The following is a 22,155-nucleotide window of genomic DNA, read 5'->3' on the forward strand; positions in this document are numbered from 1 at the left end:
GGGCTGTAATTGCAGTCCTGCTTAATACATTATTTTTATACAGTTAATAAAAGCTCAACATTAAGGATATAAATACCCCAGTTACAAATAGCTGCACTACACAAAATCCCATAATGTCTTTGGCTTTTAGGCCTGCTATAGCAAGTACAGGTAATGCCCAAAAAGGTTGAATTAAGTTAGTCCACGCATCGCCCCAAGCTACTGCCATTGCAACCCTTGATATGTCGGCGCCAAGCGCTTGCGCTGCGGGTATTACAATTGGCGCTTGTACCGCCCATTGTCCGCCGCCCGAAGGCACAAACATATTAACCAACCCGGCACTTATAAAACTAAAAAATGGCAAACTGTCTGCATCCGCTATGGCAATAAAACCGCTTGATATTTGCTGTGCTAGGCCACTATCAACCATTACCGCCATAATGCCGGCATAAAACGGAAATTGAATAACAATACCTGCGCCACTAGGAATTGCTTGCTGTAAGCTATTGAGTAAGTTATGCGGTGTTTGATGTAAGGTTATAGCTAAAAACAAAAACAACGCAATTACGCTATTTAAGTTTAAGCCGCCACCGGCAACTAAAAAGTAATAACCTAAATAAATTAACCCCAGTAAGCCAATTGTAATACCAAGCAATTTACTTTGCTCTAAGTGTTGGGCTGGCCTGGTAATATTAATTATTGCAGGGGAGGTACTTTTTAATAGTGCGGAGTCTATGTAAACACTTTCCTCGGCGCTTGGTAGCATGTAACGGTTAACTAGCGGCATAATAATAAATAACCCTACTAGTATGGCAATATTAAAGCCCGCAAATAGCGTTTGCTCAGTGCTAATAATCCCCATGCTTGATTGCAAAAAGTGCCCTTCGGTGGCTATCGTCAGTGGAATTGAGCCTGCTAACCCGCCATGCCACACTACAAAGCCTGAGTAGGCGCTGGCAACTAATAAGCGGTAATCAACTCGGGTGTGTTTAGCAATGGCTTTGGCAAATAACGCGCCAATAACTAAGCCAAACCCCCAGTTAAGCCAACTAGCGAGTAGTGAAATAAGCGTTACTAATATAATTGCTTTTGGTGCAGTGTTAGCAAAGGTGGCGAGCTTTTCTAGTAACTTACTAATAGGTGGAGTGCTTGCCAACATATAGCCGGTAATTAACACCAGCAGCATTTGCATTGCAAAGCTAAGTAAGTTCCAAAAACCATCGCCCCACGCTTGCAGTACTTCAATACCGGTTGCTGGAGTAAACACGCTAGCGATAACTAAGGTAATAACACTTAGCAGTATTACAAATATAAAGGGATCAGGCAGGTAGCGCTCAACGAGCTTGGTAAAGGGAGTGGCTATTTTATTAAGCATAACTAGGACTGTTGTTAGTATTATTTGCAGGGTAATTAATCACGAAAAACATTAATTGGCAAACCGCATTTAGTCTTATGGGCGTTATGTTTAAATGAGAATAGTGAAAATATTGCTTAAACCAATAGCATAAAGTAACGTGTTGTTTATAGATAATTTACTAACTAAGACTTTGTATTATGCCGGTGATATTTAAAAGGCTAGTGTTACTTGTACGGGCTCATATAGATCAGTTGAGTTGGCAAGCAGTGGCACTGGCTATTTTGACTCATATGCTTTTAACATGGGGATTGTTATATATAGCAAATGAGCAAGCACTCACCTCCCTAACAACCTTTTTTTATTATTACACGGTAACCACTTCAACCGTAGGGTATGGCGATTTTAGCCCAACCACAGATTTAGGGCGTTGGGTGGTGGCTTTAATACAAATACCTTTTGGTTTAGCTTTATTTGGCGTTCTGTTAGGCAAAACAGGGCAAACAATAACTTACTTAATTAGGCGCGCTATGACTGGTGATAAAAACTTTGCTCACAGTAGCAACCATATTATTATTTTTGGTTGGCACGATACCCGTACTAAAAAAATGATTGATTACATTCTGGCCGACACTAAACGTACCGAACGGCGTATTTTACTTGCAGTAACTGAGCAAATGGAGCACCCATTTTTAAGTAACGAAAGTGTCGACTTTGTGCGGTTAAGTAGCTTTACCGATTTAGAGGAGCTAAAACGTGTAGCTATAAGCTACGCCGATAAAGTGATTATTGACGGCCAAGACGACGATCAAACCTTTACTACCGCATTGCGCATTAGCCGTTTAGTTAAAGATGATTGCCATATAAGCGCGCATTTTTTAGATGAAACAAAAGTAGATATGCTATTAGAGCATTGCCAAAATGTAGAATGCAGCAGTGTTAAATCGGCAGAAATACTCGTACGTTCAATGCAAGATCCAGGTTCGAGCCGAGTGCACGAAGAGCTACTATCAATTTTACATGGCGATACGCAGTTTAGCTTAGCCGTTCCAGAGCAAAGCAAAGAGATGGAGTTTGGTACGTTGTTTCATCATTTTAAACATCAGCATGATGCTATTTTACTTGGTGTGGCACACAATTTAAGTGCACAAAATATGGATTTAAATCCGCCACTTGATTATAAAATTAGCGCCGGCGACATTTTGCACTACATAGCAGTAGAGCGAGTATTAAGTCGTGAAGTGGACTGGCCTGCTTTGGCAAAAGCATGAACGAAGTTATATTTTTAATCATTCTTTTAATTGCCTACATTTTACCTGTGGTTATTATACTCAATAGTAAGCGCACTCAAGGCCACGAAAAAAATGCCTGGTTAATTGGCATTGTATTTTTTTCGTGGTTAGGGCTTATTATGTATTTAGCCATAGTGCCTAAACATGGGCGTAAAAAAAGGCAAAATAAAAAGCCTTAAATATAAGGCTTTTGGGCAATAGGAAGTAGTTGCCGCAGTGGTATTAATAGTATTGCAGGCCGCTAGTTTAAATTTTAGTACTATTCAAGCTCTTTCAGTTTGTGCTTCACAAGAGGGTCGTTTGGCGCTAATTGCTTGGCGACTTCGAGTAATTGGATGGCATCATCGGGGTGCTGCTCTTGATGTTTAAGCGCTACATCAATCAGTGGCTGAATATCAATACTGGCTTGATGCTCCTGTACGTGAGCTGTTTTTTCGTCTATCAAAATATTATGTGCAGTACTTAGTAATTCTAGGCGATGCGCCGATTTTTTATTCGCTTTATTGAGCCTTTTGTAATAGTCCTCTTTAAAGCGTAAGGTTTTAGTTTGCAGGCGAAACTGCGCAATATCAATTTGTTGATGGCGCATAAAGTCCACAGCTACTTGCTTATAAAAACCAAACTTGTTTAAGTAAGTGGCGTGAGTGCCGTGACCCATACCAAATACCCGTAAATGGTTAAGTTGCTTATAGCGCTTGGCATGTAGTCGATCAATACGATTAGTGGGGTCGTAAATAATATAGCCTTGGGCGTTGCCTAAATCTAAATCGGCATAACTGCCTTCCCAATCATATTGCTGAGCTATATCTGTGCTAGAGCGGTCGTCCCATGGCACTAAGCTTTTATTTTTAGTGCTAACAGGGTGAAAAAGCAATACCTGATCTAGCTTTAATAATTTTGCAAAAGCACCAACCGCAAAGCCACCACGGCTTAAGCCATAACCTAATCGAGTTTTAAAAGATGTAAGCAGTGGGGATAATTGTTCCAGAAAAAAAATTAAATTACGGTTACGAAACCAGTTGCTCTTACCCAAATGCTGAAAAGCGATAACATTTACGTTTTGTTTTTGTGCTAGGTGATAACCCCAAGGCGCGAAGTCTGCGTGAAGGTCTTGCTCCTGCACATCAGTACCAGCAGGCGAAAAGGTAAATAGTAGAGGCTTATTAATATCAATAAAGTCGTACTTAACATATACATCGCCAAGTAAATCTCCCCCAGACATTGGCAGTTTGGCTTGCTGCTCATCACACGAAAGGGTTAACCACTCATCTAACCAATACAGTAACTTCATTTTTCCTCCACAAAAACAAGCGGCGAATTATAGCAAATTACCATAGATAAGAAAAACAAACGTACTTTTGTATTAGTGTCAGAGAGTTATACCTGTTGCATAGAGGATTGCTTTACTTATAAATTAGCCGGTAACTAAATTTACCGCTTTTTAAATAACTAGGCTCAGGTTAAATAGTAAAATATTTTACTCCTCAGCCATGTGGGTGATTATTTGCCAATCACTTTTGGTTACGGGCATTATTGACAATCGCCCGCCTTTTTTAAGCGCTATGTCGGTGATGCGAGGGTTAGCTTTTATTTCTTTTAAGCTAACCAGAGAGTCTAAATGAGATTGATAAGTTACTTCTACTACTACCCAGCGAGGATTGTCGCTGGTGGCTTTAGCATCATAATAATCACTACTTAAATCAAACTGAGTTGGATCTGGGTAAGCTGCTTTTGTTACTACAGCAATACCTACTACGCCTACGAGCTTGCAGCTAGAATGGTAAATCATTACGAGGTCACCTACTTTTACCTCGTCGCGCATAAAGTTACGTGCTTGGTAATTACGTACCCCTTCCCAAAGTGTGGTTTGATTTTGTGCATTTTTAAGATCGTCAATCGAAAATGCATCGGGTTCAGTTTTAAATAGCCAATACGCCATATCAGGACTCGTAGAATGATTTACATCCCTCTATTGTATAGTATCATTTGGGTATTAGAGAATTGAGGAAGTAATAATGAGCCAAGTATTAGATGATTTATTGTCGTTGTTAACACTTGAAGAAATTGAGCAAGGTTTGTATCGAGGGCAAAGCCAAGATTTAGGTTTTGGTGCTGTATTTGGCGGCCAAGTTATGGGCCAAGCGCTATCTGCTGCAAAAGAAACGCTACCAGAGGGGCGTATTGTACATTCACTCCACTCTTACTTTTTACGCCCAGGCGATGCCACTAAGCCTATTGTGTATGATGTAGAAGCTATTCGCGATGGTAAAAGCTTTAGCACTCGTCGGGTTAGTGCTATTCAGTACGGTAAGCCTATTTTTTACATGACAGCGTCTTTTCAAGGGGCTGAAGAAGGATTATCGCATCAGGCGACTATGCCTGACGTACCTTTACCCGAAGAGCTGCGTTCATCGTTAGAGTTTTATAAAGAAAACGCCGAGCAAATACCCGCAGCTATACGCAATCAATTTATTAGTGAAATGCCAATAGAAATACGTCCGGTGACCTTTCATAACCCATTTAAACCTGAAGCAATGGAGCCTGTTAAGCACATTTGGTTTAAAGCTAACGGTGAAATGCCAGACGATCAACGTATTCATAATTACTTATTAGCGTACGCGTCTGATTTTGAATTTTTACCAACTGCTTTGCAGCCGCATGGTGTGTCTTTTATGCAACCTAATATGCAAGTTGCCACGATTGACCATGCAATGTGGTTTCATCGACCATTTAGAATGGATGATTGGATTTTATACTCAGTTGACAGCCCAAGTGCAAGTTCTGGTCGAGGGTTAGTAAGAGGGCAGTTTTTTGACCGCCAAGGCAACTTAATTGCCTCAACAATGCAAGAAGGGGTTATGCGTCAGCGCTAACTTACGCACTAGTAACAAAGGGTAGTAGGTGCCATATAAATTGTACGGCACCTACATTTAAACAAGTAAGTAAGCGGCGTAGCACTCACTCAAAACTAAGGCTTTATTTACACTGACCTTGTACTATATCGCTAATTGATTGCCAAACACGTGCTGGCAATAATGCTTTAAGATGCATATAAGTTTCACATAATTGCACGCTGCCTATTAAGCCCGCATCACCATCGGTAATTAAAGACTGTGCGCGTAAATTATCAATAAAGCTGACCAGCACCTTTTTATCAAAAAACTCTGGGGTTTTAATCCCATGCAAAGTACCTAAGCGTTGTGCTAGCACTTGGCTTTCTCGCTCTAACTCTGCTTTTTCAATGCCGTTGCTAGTTTGTATAAAGCCAATCACAATGGCATAACGCTGCAACGTAAAGTTTAGTGCTTTACCTAACATATCCAATTTAGCCAAACAGTCGTTGGTATTGGTTATATGAATGTTATCGCCATCAAGTTCTATTAAGTTTTGATCGACAAAATTAGCTAAAATACGCGTAATGTAGTCCTCATCTAGCTCTCGTAAATACCATTCTTTAGCAAATAGCGGATAAAACGCAGCAACTAGCTGCTGACATTTTGAAACTGTTGTGGTTTTTTCTCTAAACAAATGCAGTGCAATTAAACTTGGTACGGCAAAAAGATGTAAAATATTATTACGATAATAATTAAAGAGTGTTTTTTCTTTATCGTTAATCGCGATAATTTCGCCAAATTCATCACTTATCACATCAAACTTATTAAGCTTTAATGCATGCGTTAACAGTTGCTCTGGCGTTTCCTCTGGAGCTGTTACTTTATTACTGTAGCTGGCGTCGCGTTGTAAGCGTAAGTAAAAATCAAGTTGCGCTAAAAGTTTTGGCTTACTCAGTGCGTGCTTGTCGTTTACCAGTAAAATCATCGCTAATAAATTAACCGCATTAAGTGCCGCTGCATTGTTAATTTTAACCATAACTTGGTCGGCTAGGTTTGCCACTTGTGGGCCTAACCATTGTGGTTTTTGTACATCGGTAGGGTGTATGTCGTCACGCCAATTGGGTTGGTTGTCGTTTAAGTATTGGTTTATGGAAATAGGGTCACCAAAGTTTAAATAACCTCGACCATAGTTTTTAAGATTTTTAATCGCTTTAAAAATTCCAAAGATAGACTCACCTTTTTTATCATTTCCAGCGAGTTCTTTAAGGTACGTGTTAATTTCCATAACGTGCTCGTAACCAATATATACCGGCACAATAGAAATAGGGCGGTCAATACCACGCAGCATAGCTTGCATGGTCATTGCTAACATACCCGTTTTAGGTGGTAACAAACGCCCGGTGCGGCTACGCCCGCCCTCGGTATAAAATTTAACAGAGTAACCTTTAATAAATAACTGGCTTAAATATTCTTTAAATACTGCAGAGTAGAGCTTATTACCGGCAAATGAACGGCGAATAAAAAACGCACCCGAGCGGCGAAAGATCCCGCCTGCCGGAAAAAAGTTAAGGTTAATACCCGCGGCTATATGTGGTGGTACTAAACCTTGATGATAAATAGCATAAGTAAGTAGTAAGTAATCCATATGGCTGCGATGGCACGGCATATAAATAATTTCGTGGCCTTTATTAGTCAGCTCATGAATTTGCTCTGTGTATTTTATATCTATACCGTTATATAGCTTATTCCACAGCCAAGTTAAAAAGCGCTCAGCTACGCGTATCATTGCCTCTGAATAGTTAGCCGCTATTTCATTAAGTAACTTAACCGCATTTTGACGTGCTTGCGCTTGGCTAATGTTTTTAGCTTTTGCTTCGTCTTGTATGGCTTTTTTTATTGTTGGAGAGGCTAATAATGAGTTAAATAGCTGCTCGCGCGATGGCATTTTAGGGCCTGTTGCGGCAAGTTTTTGGCGGCGAAAGTGCACGCGGGCTACTCTTAATAGTTTTTGTGGAAGCTCGTTAACGTCCGCTTTTTCGTCTACTAAAAGTGATAAGTCGAGTGGTTGGCTAAAGCGGATAAAGTTATCTCGGCCAGAAAACAACACCACAAATAACTTTCTAAACCAACTTGGTGTTAATGAGTGTGTTATGAGCGTGCTAAGTCCGGGCTTTTCTTTGCCGGGCGCTCGGCCCCATAAAATAGTAACAGGAATAACCTGTACATCTTTTTGACCACTACTTAATAAGTGATCAATAATTTGTTTGCCTTGCGCTAGTGCATTAGTTGGCTTTGATATGTCACCAATTAATGGAGGTGGGTTTTCAATCCCTATAAAGCGGTCTAAGCGTTGTGTGCCTAATACTTGTTGTTCTCTAGGGTCGGGTAATCCATGGCGTTTACATACCCGAGCAAGCGCCGCTAAGTCAAAGCGAGAGTTTAAGCGCACAATATAAAAGGTAGGGTTTTTAGAGTTTAATTCATATTGTTCAGTCGGCTTTTCTGGCAGTACCTTACTTCTTACAAGTAAGCGGCTTACTCCAGCTGATAAAACATTTAAGCAATAATTTACAATACGCATCGACTCACCATATAGAGAGTAATTACCCATATAATTTGGGTATATAAAAGCAAAATTGGCGCATATGATAACATAAGATCTAAAAAAGCCTTTAATTTGCGTTGCCGATTAGTCAGTACGTTATGGCTTAATATATATGCATTACACTTGATTGTAGCTGCTCTATAATAGGTTGCAGTATATTTGAGCAACCAGCAGGCTGTAATTATTTACTAATTAGCTGTTGCATTTATCACCAATGTAATTATAATACGCAGGCTTTCAAAATTCCCAAGGGAACTTGGAAGGATAAATTAAGCTAGGATTTCTAGCTAATAAACAGGAGTTCCGATTTGGAACTCAACGTAGATATAATCTAACAACCGACATCTTAATATTTAAGATTGTTTCGGTCGTTTTTTTATGCTCTTTTAAATGCTCTTTATATTGAGGTTAAGAATGTCAAATCAACGCATTCGTATTCGCCTAAAAGCTTTTGACCACCGTTTGATTGACCAATCAACGGCGGAAATCGTGGAAACTGCGAAACGCACTGGCGCACAAGTACGTGGACCAATTCCACTACCTACACGCTTTGAACGTTTTACTGTACTAACATCACCGCACGTTAATAAAGACGCGCGTGATCAGTACGAGATCCGCACCCATAAACGTCTGATCGACATCGTTGAACCAACTGACAAGACTGTTGACGCTCTTATGCGTTTAGATCTTGCTGCTGGTGTAGATGTTCAAATCAGCCTGGGTTAATCGGAAGATTAGAGAGGTTTTAGGAAAATGGCATTAGGTCTAGTCGGTCGTAAAGTGGGTATGACACGAATCTTCACTGAAGATGGTGTATCTATCCCTGTGACAGTTATTGAAGCGACACCTAACCGCATTGCTCAGATTAAATCTGAAGCAACAGACGGTTATAACGCGCTTCAAGTAACCGCAGGCACTAAAAAAGCAAGTCGTGTAAACAAAGCTTCAGCGGGTCATTTCGCTAAAGCTGGTGTTGAAGCGGGTCGCGGTCTGTGGGAATTCCGCCTAAATGGTGGTGAAGGCGATTTTGAAGTAGGCGCTGAGCTTACTGTTGAATTATTCAACGAAATCAACAAGGTTGACGTAACCGGTACTTCTAAAGGTAAAGGTTTCCAAGGTGGTGTTAAGCGCTGGAATTTCAGCATGCAAGACGCTACACATGGTAACTCTCTATCTCACCGTGCTCCTGGTTCAATCGGTCAAAACCAATCACCTGGTAAGGTGTTTAAAGGTAAGAAAATGGCCGGTCATATGGGTGCTGAGCGTGTAACGACTCAAAACTTAGAACTAGTTCGCGTTGACGCTGAGCGTAATTTGCTTTTAGTTAAAGGTGCAGTACCTGGCGCTATCGGCGGTGACGTTATCGTTAAACCAGCTGTTAAAGCATAAGTCCTGGAGATTTAGTGATGGAATTAGCAATTAAAGACGCTTCTGGCGGTCTTGAAGTTTCTGAAGCTACTTTTGGACGTGAGTTTAACGAAGCATTAGTACATCAAGTAGTTGTTGCATACGCAGCAGGTGCTCGTCAAGGTACTCGTGCTCAGAAGACACGTTCTGAAGTAAGCGGTGGTGGTAAAAAGCCATGGGCTCAAAAAGGTACTGGCCGAGCACGTGCTGGTACGATTCGTAGCCCAATTTGGCGTTCAGGTGGCGTTAGCTTTGCAGCTAAACCACAGGATCATAGCCAAAAAGTAAACCGTAAAATGTACCGCGGTGCGATTAAAAGCATCTTATCTGAATTAGTTCGTCAAGAGCGTTTAATCGTTGTTGAAAGTTTTGCTCTAGCAGCACCAAAAACTAAAGAACTAGTTGCTAAGCTTAAAGAACTTGAGCTTAAAGATGTTCTTATCGTGACTGAAGAAGTAGATGAAAATCTTTTCTTATCGGCACGTAACCTTTATAAGGTTGACACGCGTGATGTAGCTGGTATCGATCCTGTAAGCTTAATTGCTTTCGACAAGGTACTTATTACAGCCGCTGCTGTTAAGCAACTTGAGGAGGCGCTAGCATGATTCGCGAAGAACGTCTTTTAAAAGTGATCGTTGCTCCACATATCTCTGAAAAAAGCACTATTGCTGCTGAAGAAAACAATACTATTGTTTTTAAAGTAGCAAAAGATTCAACTAAAGCTGAAGTTAAAGCAGCAGTTGAGAAGCTTTTTGAAGTAGAAGTAACGGGTGTTCGCACACTTAACGTTAAGGGTAAAACAAAACGTACTGGCGCACGTTTCGGTCGTCGTAACGACTGGAAAAAAGCTTACGTTACTCTTAAAGAAGGTAGCGAGCTAGACTTTGTCGGCGGCGCCGAGTAATAAGGGGATAGAATTATGGCACTTCAAAAGTGTAAGCCTACTTCTGCGGGCCGTCGTCACTTAGTTAAAGTGGTTAACTCTGATTTACATAAGGGTAAGCCGTACGCACCACTATTAGAGAAAAACTCTAAATCAGGTGGTCGTAATAACAATGGTCGTATTACGGTTCGTCATATCGGTGGTGGTCATAAGCAACATTACCGTTTAATCGATTTTAAACGTACTAAAGATGGCATTCCAGCCACTGTTGAACGTTTAGAATACGATCCAAATCGTAGCGCAAACATCGCTCTTGTATTATATGCAGACGGTGAGCGTCGTTACATTATCGCACCAAAAGGCTTAAAAGCTGGCGATGCAATCCAGTCTGGTGTTGATGCACCAATCAAACCTGGTAATGCATTACCAATGCGTAATATGCCTGTAGGTTCGACTGTTCACAACGTAGAATTAAAACCAGGTAAAGGTGCTCAAATCGCACGTTCTGCTGGTGCATACGTTCAAATCCTTGCTCGTGATGGTCAGTATGTAACATTACGTCTTCGTTCAGGCGAAGTACGTAAAGTTGAAGCTGATTGTCGTGCGACTCTAGGTGAAGTAGGCAATGCTGAGCATATGCTTCGTTCACTTGGTAAAGCAGGTGCAAATCGCTGGCGTGGTATCCGTCCGACAGTTCGTGGTGTTGCCATGAACCCGGTAGATCACCCACACGGTGGTGGTGAAGGTCGTACATCTGGTGGTCGTCATCCTGTGTCTCCATGGGGTAAGCCGACTAAAGGTGCTAAGACACGTAAGAACAAGCGTACTGATAAGTTTATCGTACGTCGTCGTACTAAATAATAGTTGAGGAATAGCCATGCCACGTTCTCTCAAGAAGGGTCCTTTTATAGACCTACACTTGCTGAAGAAGGTAGAGAAAGCGTTGGAAAGCGGAGACAAGAAGCCAATTAAAACTTGGAGCCGTCGTTCAATGATCATACCTAACATGATCGGATTGACCATCGCTGTCCATAATGGTCGTCAGCACGTTCCTGTGTTTATCACAGACGAAATGATCGGTCACAAACTAGGTGAATTTGCACCAACTCGCACTTACCGTGGCCATGCTGCGGATAAGAAAGCGAAGAAACGATAAGAGGGGAAGATAAATGCAAGCATTAGCTAAACATAAATTCGCCTCTGGTTCGGCGCAAAAAGCACGTCTAGTTGCAGATCAGATCCGCGGACTACCGGTTGATCGCGCACTAGAAATCCTGGCGTACAGCCCGAAAAAAGCGGCTGTATTAGTAAAGAAAGTACTTGAGTCTGCTATTGCTAACGCAGAGCATAACGAAGGTGCTGACATTGATGAGCTTCGTATAACAACGATCTTTGTGGACGATGGTCCTACAATGAAACGTATTATGCCACGTGCTAAAGGACGCGCAGACCGCATCCTTAAGCGTACAAGCCATATCACTGTTATGGTTTCAGATAGCTAGGAGATATAAGTAATGGGACAAAAAGTTCATCCTACTGGTATTCGCCTAGGTATATCTAAACCTTGGGTTTCTACCTGGTACGCGAGTTCAAAAGATTTCTCTGCACAGCTTTTTGGCGATCACAAAGTACGTACATTCCTTACAAAGGAATTGAAAACGGCTTCTGTGTCTAAAATCGTTATTGAGCGTCCAGCAAAATCAATCCGCGTAACAATCCACACGGCTCGTCCGGGTGTTGTTATCGGTAAAAAAGGCGAAGACGTAGAAAAATTACGTCAAGCGGTAACTAAAATCGCTGGTGTACCTGCTCAGATTAATATTTCTGAAGTACGTAAACCAGAACTAGATGCACAACTAGTAGCAGACGGCATTGCCTCTCAACTAGAGCGTCGTGTTATGTTCCGTCGCGCTATGAAGCGTTCGGTACAAAATGCAATGCGCATCGGTTCTAAAGGGATTAAAGTTGAAGTTAGCGGTCGTCTTGGCGGCGCAGAAATCGCACGTACAGAGTGGTATCGTGAAGGTCGTGTACCTCTACATACTCTTCGTGCTGATATCGACTACGCAACTTCTGAGGCCTTAACCACTTATGGTATCATTGGTGTTAAAGTTTGGATCTTCAAAGGCGAAGTTATTGGTGGTTTACCACTAGTACAAGAGCAAGAGAAGCCAGCTAAACGCGCACCAAAGAAAGCCAAAAAAAGTGCTAAGTAGAGGTAGCGAGTAATGTTACAGCCAAAACGTACAAAATTCCGTAAAACGCACAAAGGTCGCAACCGTGGTCTAGCGCAAAACGGTAACAAAGTAAGCTTCGGTACTTTCGGTTTGAAAGCTACTGGCCGTGGCCGCATGACTGCTCGTCAAATCGAAGCAGCTCGTCGTGCCATGACGCGTCACGTGAAACGTCAAGGTAAAATCTGGATCCGTGTTTTCCCAGACAAGCCAATCACGAACAAACCGCTTGAAGTTCGTATGGGTAAAGGTAAAGGTTCTGTTGAGTATTGGGTTGCTGAAATTCAGCCTGGTAAAGTACTTTACGAAATGGAAGGTGTTTCAGAAGAGCTTGCTCGTGAAGCGTTTGACCTTGCTGCTCGTAAATTGCCATTCAAAACAACTTTCGTAACTCGGACGGTAATGTGATGAAAGCTAGCGAACTAAAAGATAAAAGCGTAGAAGAGCTTAATACTGAACTTCTAGGACTTCTTCGTGAGCAATTTAATATGCGCATGCAAGCAAGCACTGGTCAGTTAGCTCAGACACACACGCTAAGAACAGTACGCCGCGATATCGCGCGTGTAAAAACAGTTATTAACCAGAAGGCAGGTCAATAATGAGCGATAAAATTCGTACTCTTCAAGGCCGTGTAATTAGCGACAAGATGGAAAAATCTTTCACTATTGCTATCGCACGTTATGTGAAGCACCCAATTTATGGGAAATTCATTCGACGCACGACTAAGCTACACGTACATGACGAAAATAATGAAGTTCAGGCTGGTGACGTAGTTACTATCCGTGAATGTGCTCCAATTTCTAAGAGTAAATCTTGGACATTCGTAGCAGTTATTGAACGTCCAAAACAAGCTTAATTTTTAATTAAGTCTGTTTTATAAAAAGCCCCGGCATTTATTTGCTGGGGCTTTTTGTTTTTACGAAGCTGCGAGTTTGAGCTGCAAGCAATCAGCAACTCAGAGTTAATTTAGCGCTCTTTTATGATTGTGGTATTTATACATAACAACAATATTTATCTACTCAATAAAGCTCAGGCACAAATAGCCCCTTTTATCCTTCGAAAATACATTTCTTAATCTGTTTTTAACTATATTTACTAAAGTTAATAACTAAATAGAATATCAAAGTTGATTCTGTTCTTTTTTTAACTCTGCATTGCCCGCTATCCTACAAGCTCAGTAAACCTCAACAGATAGTCTCTGGGTGAGGTAAAACTCATTTTGAACGACGTATAACAGTACGTTGTGTTTAACTTTTAGGGTTACGGGGAATTGATTCATGTTGCTAGGTCAACTAAACGCTGCGGCAAGTCCGCTATCGCAAGAGCAAGTACAAAAGCTGCAAGGTTTAGTGGCTGAGCTTAATCCAATTCAACAAGCATGGGTTAGTGGTTATCTTGCTGCAAATGCTAATACGGCGGCTTTAGGCGGTGCTGTGGGAGCAGCTCCAAGTGCTGGTGAGGCAGTTGCATTAACTATTTTATATGGCTCGCAAACAGGTAATGCAAAAGGTGTAGCTGCTAAGTTAAAAGCACAAGCAGAGTCACGCGGTTTAGCCGTAAAGCTAGTGAGCATGGCCGATTACAAACCAACTGCACTAAAAAAAGAAAAGTTTATAACTGTGGTTGTTGCAACTTACGGCGAAGGTGAACCACCAGAAGATGCAGAGGCTTTACACGAATTTTTAACCACTAAAAAAGCGCCTAAGTTAGATGGGGTGAAGGTAGCCGTGATTGGCTTGGGGGATTCGAGCTATGAATTTTTTTGCCAAACAGCAAAAGACTTTGAGCAGCGGTTAAATACACTCGGCGCAGAAACAATTTATCAACGCGCCGATTTAGATGTAGATTACGAAGACGAAGCGACAACTTGGATCACTGGCGCATTGGATGCCTTTGAACCGGATTTAAAAGCACAGCAAGGTAGTTCAGGTGGTCAAGTTATTGCAATGCCGTTTGCTGGGTCAACTACTGTGGCAAGTCAATATACTAAACAAAACCCGTTTGCCGCAGAACTAGGTTTAGTGCAAAAAATTACAGGTCGCGATTCAACTAAAGATGTCCGCCACGTAGAAATTTCGCTTGAAGGCTCAGACATTAGTTATATACCAGGTGATTCATTAGGTGTGTATTTTTTAAATGACGAAGCCCGTGTTGATGAGTTGCTTACACACACGCAAATTGATGCAGCTAGTTTAGTAAAAGTTGCAGATGAACAGCTAAGTGTTCGCGATGCACTGATTGAAAAACTTGAATTAACGCAGTCGTACCCTGGCTTTGTGGAAAAATATGCAATAGCGACAGGCACACCACAACTATTAAAATTGGTTGAAGATAAAGCGGCAATGCATCAATACATTGAGCCGCGCCAAATATTTGATGTAGTTGCACAAAACCCCGCTAAGCTCGACGCGCAAACACTCGTCGATTGCCTGCGTAAATTACAAGCACGTTTATATTCAATTGCCTCTAGCCAAAGCGAGGTTGAAGACGAGGTACATTTAACCGTAGCATTAGTTGAGTTTGATGCCTTTGGTCGTGAGCATTTAGGCGGTTGTTCGGGCTATTTAGCGCGCCGTGCTGAGGAAGGCTGTAAAGTTAAGGTATTTAGTGAGCATAACGATAATTTTCGTTTACCAACGAATGATGAAACACCAATCATTATGGTTGGCCCTGGTACGGGAATAGCACCGTTTCGAGCCTTTTTACAAGAGCGTGATGCGCGTGGCGCATCAGGTAAAAACTGGCTGTTTTTTGGCAATCCACATTTTACTCAAGACTTTTTATACCAAGTTGAAATTCAAGGTTACTTAAAGTCGGGTTTACTAAGCAAAGTAGATGTTGCATTTAGCCGCGACCAAGCCGAAAAAGTGTATGTGCAAGATAAGTTACGTAGTAACAGCAAAGCTATTTTTGAGTGGCTTGAAGCCGGCGCACATTTTTATGTGTGTGGCGACGCTAATCATATGGCAAAAGATGTACACCAAGCATTACTCGAAATTATTAAAGAAAATACCGGTAAGAGCGATGAAGATGCTCAGCAGTATTTAAAAGATTTACGCAGCGCAAACCGCTATCAGAAAGACGTTTACTAAAATTAAATATTTAAAGCAGCCGTCACTGTCACTAATTTAGGATTAAACATGAGCGAACAAGATAAAAACGTAAAGCTTTCTGATAACGAGCGCATGAAACGAGAAAGTAATTTTTTACGTGGCACTATAGCAACAGATTTAAAAGATGAGATCACCGGTGGTTTTACCGCTGATAACTTCCAGTTAATTCGGTTTCACGGTATGTACCAGCAAGATGACCGCGATATTCGTGGTGAGCGTGCTAAGCAAAAGCTTGAGCCATTACACAACGTAATGTTACGTGCGCGTATGCCTGGCGGTATTATTAAGCCTGAGCAATGGTTAGCCATTGATAAATTTGCAGAAGAAAAAACCAGTTATGGCAGTATCCGTTTAACTACGCGTCAAACGTTTCAGTTTCACGGTGTATTAAAGCCTAACATTAAAGGCATGCATCAATTACTGGATAGCGTTGGAATTGACTCTATTGCTACCGCAGGCGATGTTAATCGAAATGTATTGTGTACTACTAATCCGGTTGAGTCAGAGTTGCATCAAGAAGCGTATGAGTGGGCTGCAAAAATTTCAGAGCACTTGTTACCAAAAACTAAGGCTTACGCCGAAATTTGGCTTAATGGTGAAAAAGCAGAAACCACAGAAGAGCCAATTTTAGGTTCTAATTACTTACCGCGTAAGTTTAAAACAACGGTAACAATTCCGCCGAATAATGAAGTGGATGTGCACGCCAACGATTTAAACTTTGTAGCTATTGCCGATAACGGTAAATTAATTGGCTTTAATGTGCTTGTAGGCGGAGGCCTTGCCATGACACATGGCGATACAGCAACCTACCCACGTAAAGCAGACGACTTTGGTTTTATTCCACTAGAACATACGTTAAAAATTGCGGAGCATGTGGTATCGGTACAGCGCGATTGGGGTAATCGTTCAAATCGTAAAAATGCTAAAACAAAATATACATTAGACCGAGTCGGCGTTGATGTATTTAAAGCGGAAGTAGAGAAACGCGCTGGTGTTGAGTTTGCTGCAAGCCGTCCTTATAAATTTACTCACCGAGGCGATCGTATAGGTTGGGTTGAAGGTATAGATGGCAAGCATCACCTAACATTATTTATTCAAAGTGGGCGTATTTTAGATTATCCAAACAAACCACTAAAAACAGGCTGTCGTAAAATAGCAGAAGTTCACCAAGGTGACATGCGCATGACGGCAAACCAAAACTTAATTATTGCTGGTGTAGCTGCAGATCAAAAAGCCGTGATTGAAGAAATTGCCCGTAACCACGGTTTAATTGACGATAAAGATACCGAGCAACGTAAAAACTCCATGGCGTGTGTGGCACTGCCAACATGCCCGTTAGCCATGGCTGAGGCTGAGCGCTATTTACCTAGCTTGGTTGAAAAAATAGAAGCACTACTAGCCAAGCATGGTGTGCCGAATGACAGTATTATTATGCGCGTAGTGGGTTGCCCCAATGGCTGTGGCCGTGCCATGTTAGCCGAAGCGGGATTGGTCGGGAAAGGTCCGGGTAAATATAATGTGTATTTAGGCGGTAACCTTGAAGGCACGCGTATTCCTAAATTATATTTAGAAAATGTGGGTGAAGACGTGTATTTAGCTGCTTTTGATGAATTAATTGGGCAATGGGTTAATGAGCGTAATGACGGTGAATGTTTTGGTGACTTTGTGATCCGCAAAGGCATTGTTGCTGAAGTTAAAGTATCGGTTACCGATTTTCACGCATAATAATAAGCCAGTGCAACACACTGGCTAAGGTTTGGAATTTACCATGAGTGAATTTAAAAATATTTTACAGTTAGATAAACAAAGCCAAACTAGCATGCTAGCAGACGCCAATGGCATACTGAAAAACATGAGCGCTGAACAGCGCGTACAATGGGCACTTGAAAATTTACCTGAGACACATTTTTTATCATCGAGTTTTGGTATTCAAGCCGCCGTAATGTTGCACTTAATAACATCACAACAGCCAGATATTCCGGTGGTATTAACAGATACAGGTTATTTGTTTCCACAAACGTATCAATTTATTGAGCAAATGACGGCACGTTTATCACTCAATTTAAAAGTGTACAAATCAGAGCTTAGCCCTGCTTGGCAAGAAGCTAAATTTGGCAAGTTATGGGAGCAAGGAGAGGCCGGAATTAAGCAGTACAATCAGCTTAATAAAGTTGAGCCGATGACTCGCGCCTTAAAAGAAATTAATGCTGGTACGTGGTTTAGTGGCCTGCGTCGCGACCAAGCATCAAGCCGTGCTGATAAGCAAGTAATTGAAATTAGCCGTGGTACAGTAAAAGTTTACCCAATTATTGAGTGGACAAACCGCGATGTATATCAGTATTTAACTAAGCATAACTTGCCGTACCATCCCCTTTGGGAGGAAGGCTATGTCTCTATGGGAGACATACATACTACACGTAAGCTAGAGCCCGGTATGACCGAAGAGGAAACTCGCTTTTTTGGTTTAAACCGAGAGTGTGGTTTGCACATTGATGGTGATGGTATTTAATATTATTGATTATCTCGCTCAATATTTAATAAAACGCAGCCTTGGCTGCGTTTTTTACTTACACAAAAGGATTGCCTGATTGATTGCTTTTTATTAAACTTGGCCGAATAAAGGATTAATTTTAAGCAGGAAGGCTATGAAATACTTTACCTATTTAGCAGTGTCAGTAATGATTATTGCTGTTATTTCTCTATTTTATTTAAAAAAGCCAAACGGAGAAACATGGCTTAGTACATCTGTTGTGATCAACGAATCTCAGCAAATTAAAGATAAAATAATTTCGTTTACCAGCAATACGTTTGAGCAAGCCGTTAGTAGCGTGTCGAACACACCCTCAACAACCCGCAGTAAAATATTTAAGTGGCAAGATCGGCAAGGCCAATGGCATTTTTCAGATACGCCTCACCCTAATGGTAAAAGTGTTGAAGTAAAACTAGACCCTAAAGATATTAACGTGGTGGTTGCCCAAGATACGGCTATTTTATCGGGCAGTTCCAAATCCTCAGCAGTAAATAACACTTCAGCTACACCTACAGTTTATGATCCAGTATCAATTAAAAAGGTGTTTGATGACGCTGAAAAAGCAAAACAAAAATTAGAGCAACGTACTAAACAATTAAATGATTTAAACGGTTTTTAATTATTCATTATTTGTGTTTATGGCTATGCGCTTTTAAATAACGCTTTTCTGCTTCCATAAGTAAAATAGTTAAATAAATTTTAGTGGGTAACGATAATAATACGCCAATAGCAATGCAGGCTGCCGCTATAATTATGCCGTTAATACCATGCTGGCTAGTAAAGTAGCTTGATACAATTAACGCATGACCAGTCACAATTAGGCATAACCCAAGTACAATTGATATTTTAAGTAGCCTAATAATTATGATTTGTGACATAGCGCCCTCACTAATAGTCTTACTAGTGTAGGGTGTTTTTAAAGCATTACCTTGATTTATCGCAACTGACGCGCATAAAAAAGCCTAACAAAATTGTTAGGCTATGATTAAATTTTAGGCGTAAGTTTAAGTTGCTATTAGTTAATCGAGCATATTACGAAGTACATACTGTAAAATGCCACCGTGTTTGTAGTAATCCCACTCTTTTGGCGTATCAATACGTACATCGGCACTAAAGCTTACTTTTTTACCTTCACTATTAGTTGCAATAACGCTAACTTCCTTGGTTTTATCAAACAAGCCTTCAATATCAAACTGCTCTTGGCCGGTTAAACCTAGCGACTCATGACTTTCGCCATCTTTAAACTGTAGCGGTAAAACTCCCATACCAATAAGGTTAGAGCGATGAATACGCTCATAGCTTTGTGCTATTACAGCTTTAACACCTAACAGTAGCGAGCCTTTCGCTGCCCAGTCACGAGATGAGCCGGTACCATATTCTTTACCAGCTAAAATAACCAATGGCGTATCGTTCTTTTGATATTCCATGGCGGCATCATAAATACTGGCAAGCTCATCATCAGGTTGCGTGCGGGTAACACCGCCCTCAGTACCAGGTGCAAGGAGGTTTTTAAGCCTAATATTAGCAAAGGTACCGCGCATCATTACTTCGTGGTTACCACGACGCGAACCATAAGAGTTAAACTGCGCTTGTCCTACTTTGTTATCTTGTAAATATAACCCTGCTGGTGAGTCTGCTTTAATAGCACCGGCTGGCGAAATATGATCCGTAGTAACCGAGTCACCTAGTTTTGCTAAACAACGTGCGCCGGTAATGGTTGGAATACCCGGAGGCTCAATACTCATACCATCAAAAAAGGGTGCTTTTTTAATATAGGTTGATGCATCATCCCAATCGTAAAGTTTCCCATCAGGTATTTGAATTTTTTGCCAACGGCTATCGCCTTCGTATACGTTAGCATAACTTTTTTCGAACATTTCTCTGGTTACCGTTTCCTTAACTAAATCGCTTACTTCTTTAACACTTGGCCAAATGTTTTTAAGGTAAATATCGTTACCGTTAGCATCTTGTGCCAGTGGTTCGTTATATACGTCAATATCGGTTCTGCCCGCAATGGCGTAAGCTACAACAAGCGGAGGAGATGCTAAAAAGTTCATTTTAACATCTTGGTGAATACGCCCTTCAAAGTTACGGTTACCCGATAAAATTGAGCTCACAACCAGTTTGTGCTTTTGAATAGCATCTGAAATTTCAGGAGCCAGCGGGCCTGAGTTACCAATACACGTTGTACAACCATAGCCAACTAAGTTAAAGCCTAGGCTTTCTAAATCGTCCATTAGCCCTGCTTTTTCTAAGTAGTCAGTAACGACCTTAGAGCCAGGAGCAAGTGATGTTTTAACCCAAGGTTTTACATTAATCCCTAATTGCTTGGCTTTTTTAGCAACTAAGCCAGCCGCTAAAATAACACTGGGGTTAGAGGTGTTTGTACAACTAGTGATTGCGGCAATAACACAGGCACCATCTTTTAGTTCGAACTCTTGGCCCTTAAAGTTTACTTTTGCTGCGCCTATAAACGGCGCTTCATTGCTTGATTCGTCAGGATTAGTTACAGGGCCTTCGCTTTCGATACGTGCTTGCTCTGTATCACTGCTGCTAATTTTTGCTAAACGCTCGTCTTGAAACTCTTTTAAATGCTGACTAATTGCTTCGCCAGCTTTATCAAGTGATATTCTATCCTGTGGGCGTTTAGGGCCAGCAAGGCTTGGTACTACGTCATCTAATATCAGTTCAAGTTTATCGGTGTAATTAGCTTCATCGCCATCGTTACGCCATAAGCCTTGATGCTTAGCATAATCTTCAATAAGTTTAAGCTGTTTCTCATCGCGGTTGGTTAAACGCAGATAGTTAATGGTTTCGTCATCAATCGGGAAAATACCACATGTAGCACCATATTCTGGCGCCATGTTGGCAATTGTTGCTCTATCGGCAAGTGGTAAGTCGGCAAGGCCATCACCATAAAACTCTACAAATTTACCTACGACACCATGGTTACGTAGCATTTCGGTAACGGTAAGTACTAAGTCGGTAGCTGTGGTGCCCTCTGGTAAACGGCCGTTTAATTTAACCCCTACAACCTGAGGTATTAATAAGCTAATAGGTTGGCCAAGCATAGCGGCTTCGGCTTCAATGCCGCCTACGCCCCAGCCAAGTACGCCTAAGCCGTTAATCATAGTGGTGTGCGAATCGGTACCCACTAAGGTGTCTGGGTACGCGTACTTTTGGCCATTACGTTCATCATTAAAAACAACGCGCGCTAAATACTCTAAATTTACTTGGTGCACAATACCGGTTGCTGGAGGGACAACTTTTAAGTTATCGAAGGCAGTTTGGCCCCAACGTAAAAATTCATAACGCTCTTTATTACGGTCATATTCAAGCTTGGCGTTTAAGTCAAACGCACCCTCGTTACCATAGCCATCTACTTGCACAGAGTGGTCAATAACAAGTTCAGCAGGAGAAAGTGGGTTAATTTTTGCAGGATCGCCGCCTAGTTTTTCCATCGCATCGCGCATTGCCGCTAAATCGACAATGGCAGGTACACCGGTAAAGTCTTGCATCACAACACGGGCAGGCGTAAACGCTACTTCAGCAGAGGGCTTAGCTTGAGGGTCCCAATCTAATAGGGCTTGAATGTCTTGTTCTTTAATGTTTTCGCCGTCTTCGTTACGAAGTAGGTTTTCGAGTAGTATTTTTAAAGAAAAAGGTAAGCGTTTGGCTTTGTCGCCAAGGCCTTTAAGAGAGTGAATATGAAACTGCTCACCATTAACGGTAAGTTGCTGCTGGGTTTTGAAACTATTATTCATTATTTGCCCCTTTTGTTATTAGATAAGTGTTGTGTAGAGTGACCTTTTATAGTTTGTGAATTGCAAAGTGTATACCAAGATAAAAAACAGTGTTTAAAGCGTGATTTTTAAACAGCCATTACAATAGAGATGATGCTGAAAGTTTTTAATTCAAGGGAGC

General features: G+C 41.3%; 24 protein-coding genes. 18 read left to right on the forward strand and 6 right to left on the reverse strand.

Features of this window, described 5'->3' with window-relative positions:
* Window positions 1-43: 43 nt before the first annotated feature.
* Complete coding sequence (locus tag RB215_RS00690; protein WP_306287647.1) at window positions 44-1,354, reverse strand: short-chain fatty acid transporter; 1,311 nt, start codon at window positions 1,352-1,354, stop codon at window positions 44-46.
* Window positions 1,355-1,533: 179 nt separating this feature from the next.
* Between RB215_RS00690 and RB215_RS00695 the strand changes: the two genes are divergently transcribed.
* Together RB215_RS00695 and RB215_RS00700 are read left to right on the forward strand one after the other, a co-directional pair.
* Window positions 1,534-2,604, forward strand: coding sequence for a potassium channel family protein (locus tag RB215_RS00695; protein ID WP_306287646.1), 1,071 nt, complete (start codon window positions 1,534-1,536; stop codon window positions 2,602-2,604).
* On the forward strand, window positions 2,601-2,804 hold the full coding sequence (locus RB215_RS00700; protein WP_197182387.1) for a PLD nuclease N-terminal domain-containing protein: 204 nt from the start codon (window positions 2,601-2,603) through the stop codon (window positions 2,802-2,804). The genes RB215_RS00695 and RB215_RS00700 overlap by 4 nt, the downstream gene beginning before the upstream one ends.
* Window positions 2,805-2,884: 80 nt before the next feature.
* Here RB215_RS00700 and RB215_RS00705 read toward each other — a convergent pair whose 3' ends face one another.
* Together RB215_RS00705 and RB215_RS00710 are read right to left on the reverse strand one after the other, a co-directional pair.
* The gene (locus RB215_RS00705; protein ID WP_011326861.1) at window positions 2,885-3,916 is read right to left on the reverse strand and encodes a hypothetical protein; all 1,032 of its coding nucleotides are present in this window, start codon (window positions 3,914-3,916) and stop codon (window positions 2,885-2,887) included.
* A 186-nt stretch (window positions 3,917-4,102) separates the two neighbouring features.
* On the reverse strand, window positions 4,103-4,564 hold the full coding sequence (locus RB215_RS00710; RefSeq protein ID WP_182684122.1) for an EVE domain-containing protein: 462 nt from the start codon (window positions 4,562-4,564) through the stop codon (window positions 4,103-4,105).
* A 76-nt stretch (window positions 4,565-4,640) separates the two neighbouring features.
* On the opposite strand from RB215_RS00710, the gene tesB reads away from it, so the two are divergent.
* The gene (tesB, locus tag RB215_RS00715; RefSeq protein WP_011326863.1) at window positions 4,641-5,498 is read left to right on the forward strand and encodes an acyl-CoA thioesterase II; all 858 of its coding nucleotides are present in this window, start codon (window positions 4,641-4,643) and stop codon (window positions 5,496-5,498) included.
* A 103-nt stretch (window positions 5,499-5,601) separates the two neighbouring features.
* Here tesB and plsB read toward each other — a convergent pair whose 3' ends face one another.
* Window positions 5,602-8,040, reverse strand: a complete 2,439-nt coding sequence (gene plsB, locus RB215_RS00720; protein WP_309216677.1) for a glycerol-3-phosphate 1-O-acyltransferase PlsB — start codon at window positions 8,038-8,040, stop codon at window positions 5,602-5,604.
* Window positions 8,041-8,478: 438 nt separating this feature from the next.
* Between plsB and rpsJ the strand changes: the two genes are divergently transcribed.
* From rpsJ to RB215_RS00795, 15 genes are all read left to right on the forward strand, one after another.
* Window positions 8,479-8,790, forward strand: coding sequence for a 30S ribosomal protein S10 (gene rpsJ / locus RB215_RS00725; RefSeq protein WP_002957900.1), 312 nt, complete (start codon window positions 8,479-8,481; stop codon window positions 8,788-8,790).
* 27 nt (window positions 8,791-8,817) lie between these two features.
* Window positions 8,818-9,453: a 50S ribosomal protein L3 gene (gene rplC, locus RB215_RS00730; protein WP_011326865.1), complete on the forward strand. Its 636-nt coding sequence runs from the start codon at window positions 8,818-8,820 to the stop codon at window positions 9,451-9,453.
* Window positions 9,454-9,470: 17 nt separating this feature from the next.
* Window positions 9,471-10,076, forward strand: a complete 606-nt coding sequence (gene rplD / locus RB215_RS00735) for a 50S ribosomal protein L4 (RefSeq protein ID WP_002957897.1) — start codon at window positions 9,471-9,473, stop codon at window positions 10,074-10,076.
* Window positions 10,073-10,375 carry a 50S ribosomal protein L23 gene (rplW, locus tag RB215_RS00740; protein ID WP_011326866.1) on the forward strand — a complete coding sequence of 101 codons (303 nt, stop codon included), beginning with the start codon at window positions 10,073-10,075 and terminating at the stop codon, window positions 10,373-10,375. The genes rplD and rplW overlap by 4 nt, the downstream gene beginning before the upstream one ends.
* 15 nt (window positions 10,376-10,390) lie before the next feature.
* Window positions 10,391-11,215: a 50S ribosomal protein L2 gene (gene rplB, locus RB215_RS00745; protein WP_011326867.1), complete on the forward strand. Its 825-nt coding sequence runs from the start codon at window positions 10,391-10,393 to the stop codon at window positions 11,213-11,215.
* A 16-nt stretch (window positions 11,216-11,231) separates the two neighbouring features.
* Window positions 11,232-11,510: a 30S ribosomal protein S19 gene (gene rpsS / locus RB215_RS00750; protein WP_010376377.1), complete on the forward strand. Its 279-nt coding sequence runs from the start codon at window positions 11,232-11,234 to the stop codon at window positions 11,508-11,510.
* 13 nt (window positions 11,511-11,523) lie between these two features.
* Window positions 11,524-11,856 carry a 50S ribosomal protein L22 gene (gene rplV / locus RB215_RS00755; protein WP_002957892.1) on the forward strand — a complete coding sequence of 111 codons (333 nt, stop codon included), beginning with the start codon at window positions 11,524-11,526 and terminating at the stop codon, window positions 11,854-11,856.
* Window positions 11,857-11,868: 12 nt separating this feature from the next.
* Window positions 11,869-12,570, forward strand: coding sequence for a 30S ribosomal protein S3 (gene rpsC, locus RB215_RS00760; RefSeq protein ID WP_011326869.1), 702 nt, complete (start codon window positions 11,869-11,871; stop codon window positions 12,568-12,570).
* Window positions 12,571-12,582: 12 nt separating this feature from the next.
* Window positions 12,583-12,996, forward strand: coding sequence for a 50S ribosomal protein L16 (gene rplP / locus RB215_RS00765; RefSeq protein ID WP_011326870.1), 414 nt, complete (start codon window positions 12,583-12,585; stop codon window positions 12,994-12,996).
* A complete protein-coding gene (gene rpmC, locus RB215_RS00770) occupies window positions 12,996-13,187 on the forward strand; it encodes a 50S ribosomal protein L29 (RefSeq protein WP_011326871.1) in 192 nt (63 codons plus the stop codon). The genes rplP and rpmC overlap by 1 nt, the downstream gene beginning before the upstream one ends.
* Window positions 13,187-13,444 carry a 30S ribosomal protein S17 gene (gene rpsQ, locus RB215_RS00775; RefSeq protein WP_011326872.1) on the forward strand — a complete coding sequence of 86 codons (258 nt, stop codon included), beginning with the start codon at window positions 13,187-13,189 and terminating at the stop codon, window positions 13,442-13,444. Before rpmC ends, rpsQ begins: the two co-directional genes overlap by 1 nt.
* Window positions 13,445-13,865: 421 nt before the next feature.
* Window positions 13,866-15,680 carry an assimilatory sulfite reductase (NADPH) flavoprotein subunit gene (locus tag RB215_RS00780; protein WP_309216679.1) on the forward strand — a complete coding sequence of 605 codons (1,815 nt, stop codon included), beginning with the start codon at window positions 13,866-13,868 and terminating at the stop codon, window positions 15,678-15,680.
* 48 nt (window positions 15,681-15,728) lie between these two features.
* On the forward strand, window positions 15,729-17,426 hold the full coding sequence (gene cysI, locus RB215_RS00785; protein ID WP_197182393.1) for an assimilatory sulfite reductase (NADPH) hemoprotein subunit: 1,698 nt from the start codon (window positions 15,729-15,731) through the stop codon (window positions 17,424-17,426).
* A 43-nt stretch (window positions 17,427-17,469) separates the two neighbouring features.
* Complete coding sequence (locus RB215_RS00790) at window positions 17,470-18,210, forward strand: phosphoadenylyl-sulfate reductase (protein WP_058372320.1); 741 nt, start codon at window positions 17,470-17,472, stop codon at window positions 18,208-18,210.
* Window positions 18,211-18,346: 136 nt separating this feature from the next.
* Window positions 18,347-18,850: a DUF4124 domain-containing protein gene (locus RB215_RS00795; protein ID WP_089367569.1), complete on the forward strand. Its 504-nt coding sequence runs from the start codon at window positions 18,347-18,349 to the stop codon at window positions 18,848-18,850.
* 7 nt (window positions 18,851-18,857) lie between these two features.
* Here the strand turns inward: RB215_RS00795 and RB215_RS00800 are convergent, their stop codons facing one another.
* Both RB215_RS00800 and acnA read right to left on the reverse strand, forming a co-directional pair.
* Window positions 18,858-19,109: a hypothetical protein gene (locus tag RB215_RS00800; RefSeq protein WP_182684120.1), complete on the reverse strand. Its 252-nt coding sequence runs from the start codon at window positions 19,107-19,109 to the stop codon at window positions 18,858-18,860.
* Window positions 19,110-19,250: 141 nt separating this feature from the next.
* Complete coding sequence (gene acnA / locus RB215_RS00805; RefSeq protein WP_011326878.1) at window positions 19,251-21,995, reverse strand: aconitate hydratase AcnA; 2,745 nt, start codon at window positions 21,993-21,995, stop codon at window positions 19,251-19,253.
* Window positions 21,996-22,155: the final 160 nt, after the last annotated feature.

This window comes from Pseudoalteromonas sp. HL-AS2 (assembly GCF_031198805.1).
In the GTDB taxonomy this organism is placed as follows: Bacteria; Pseudomonadota; Gammaproteobacteria; order Enterobacterales; family Alteromonadaceae; genus Pseudoalteromonas; species Pseudoalteromonas nigrifaciens.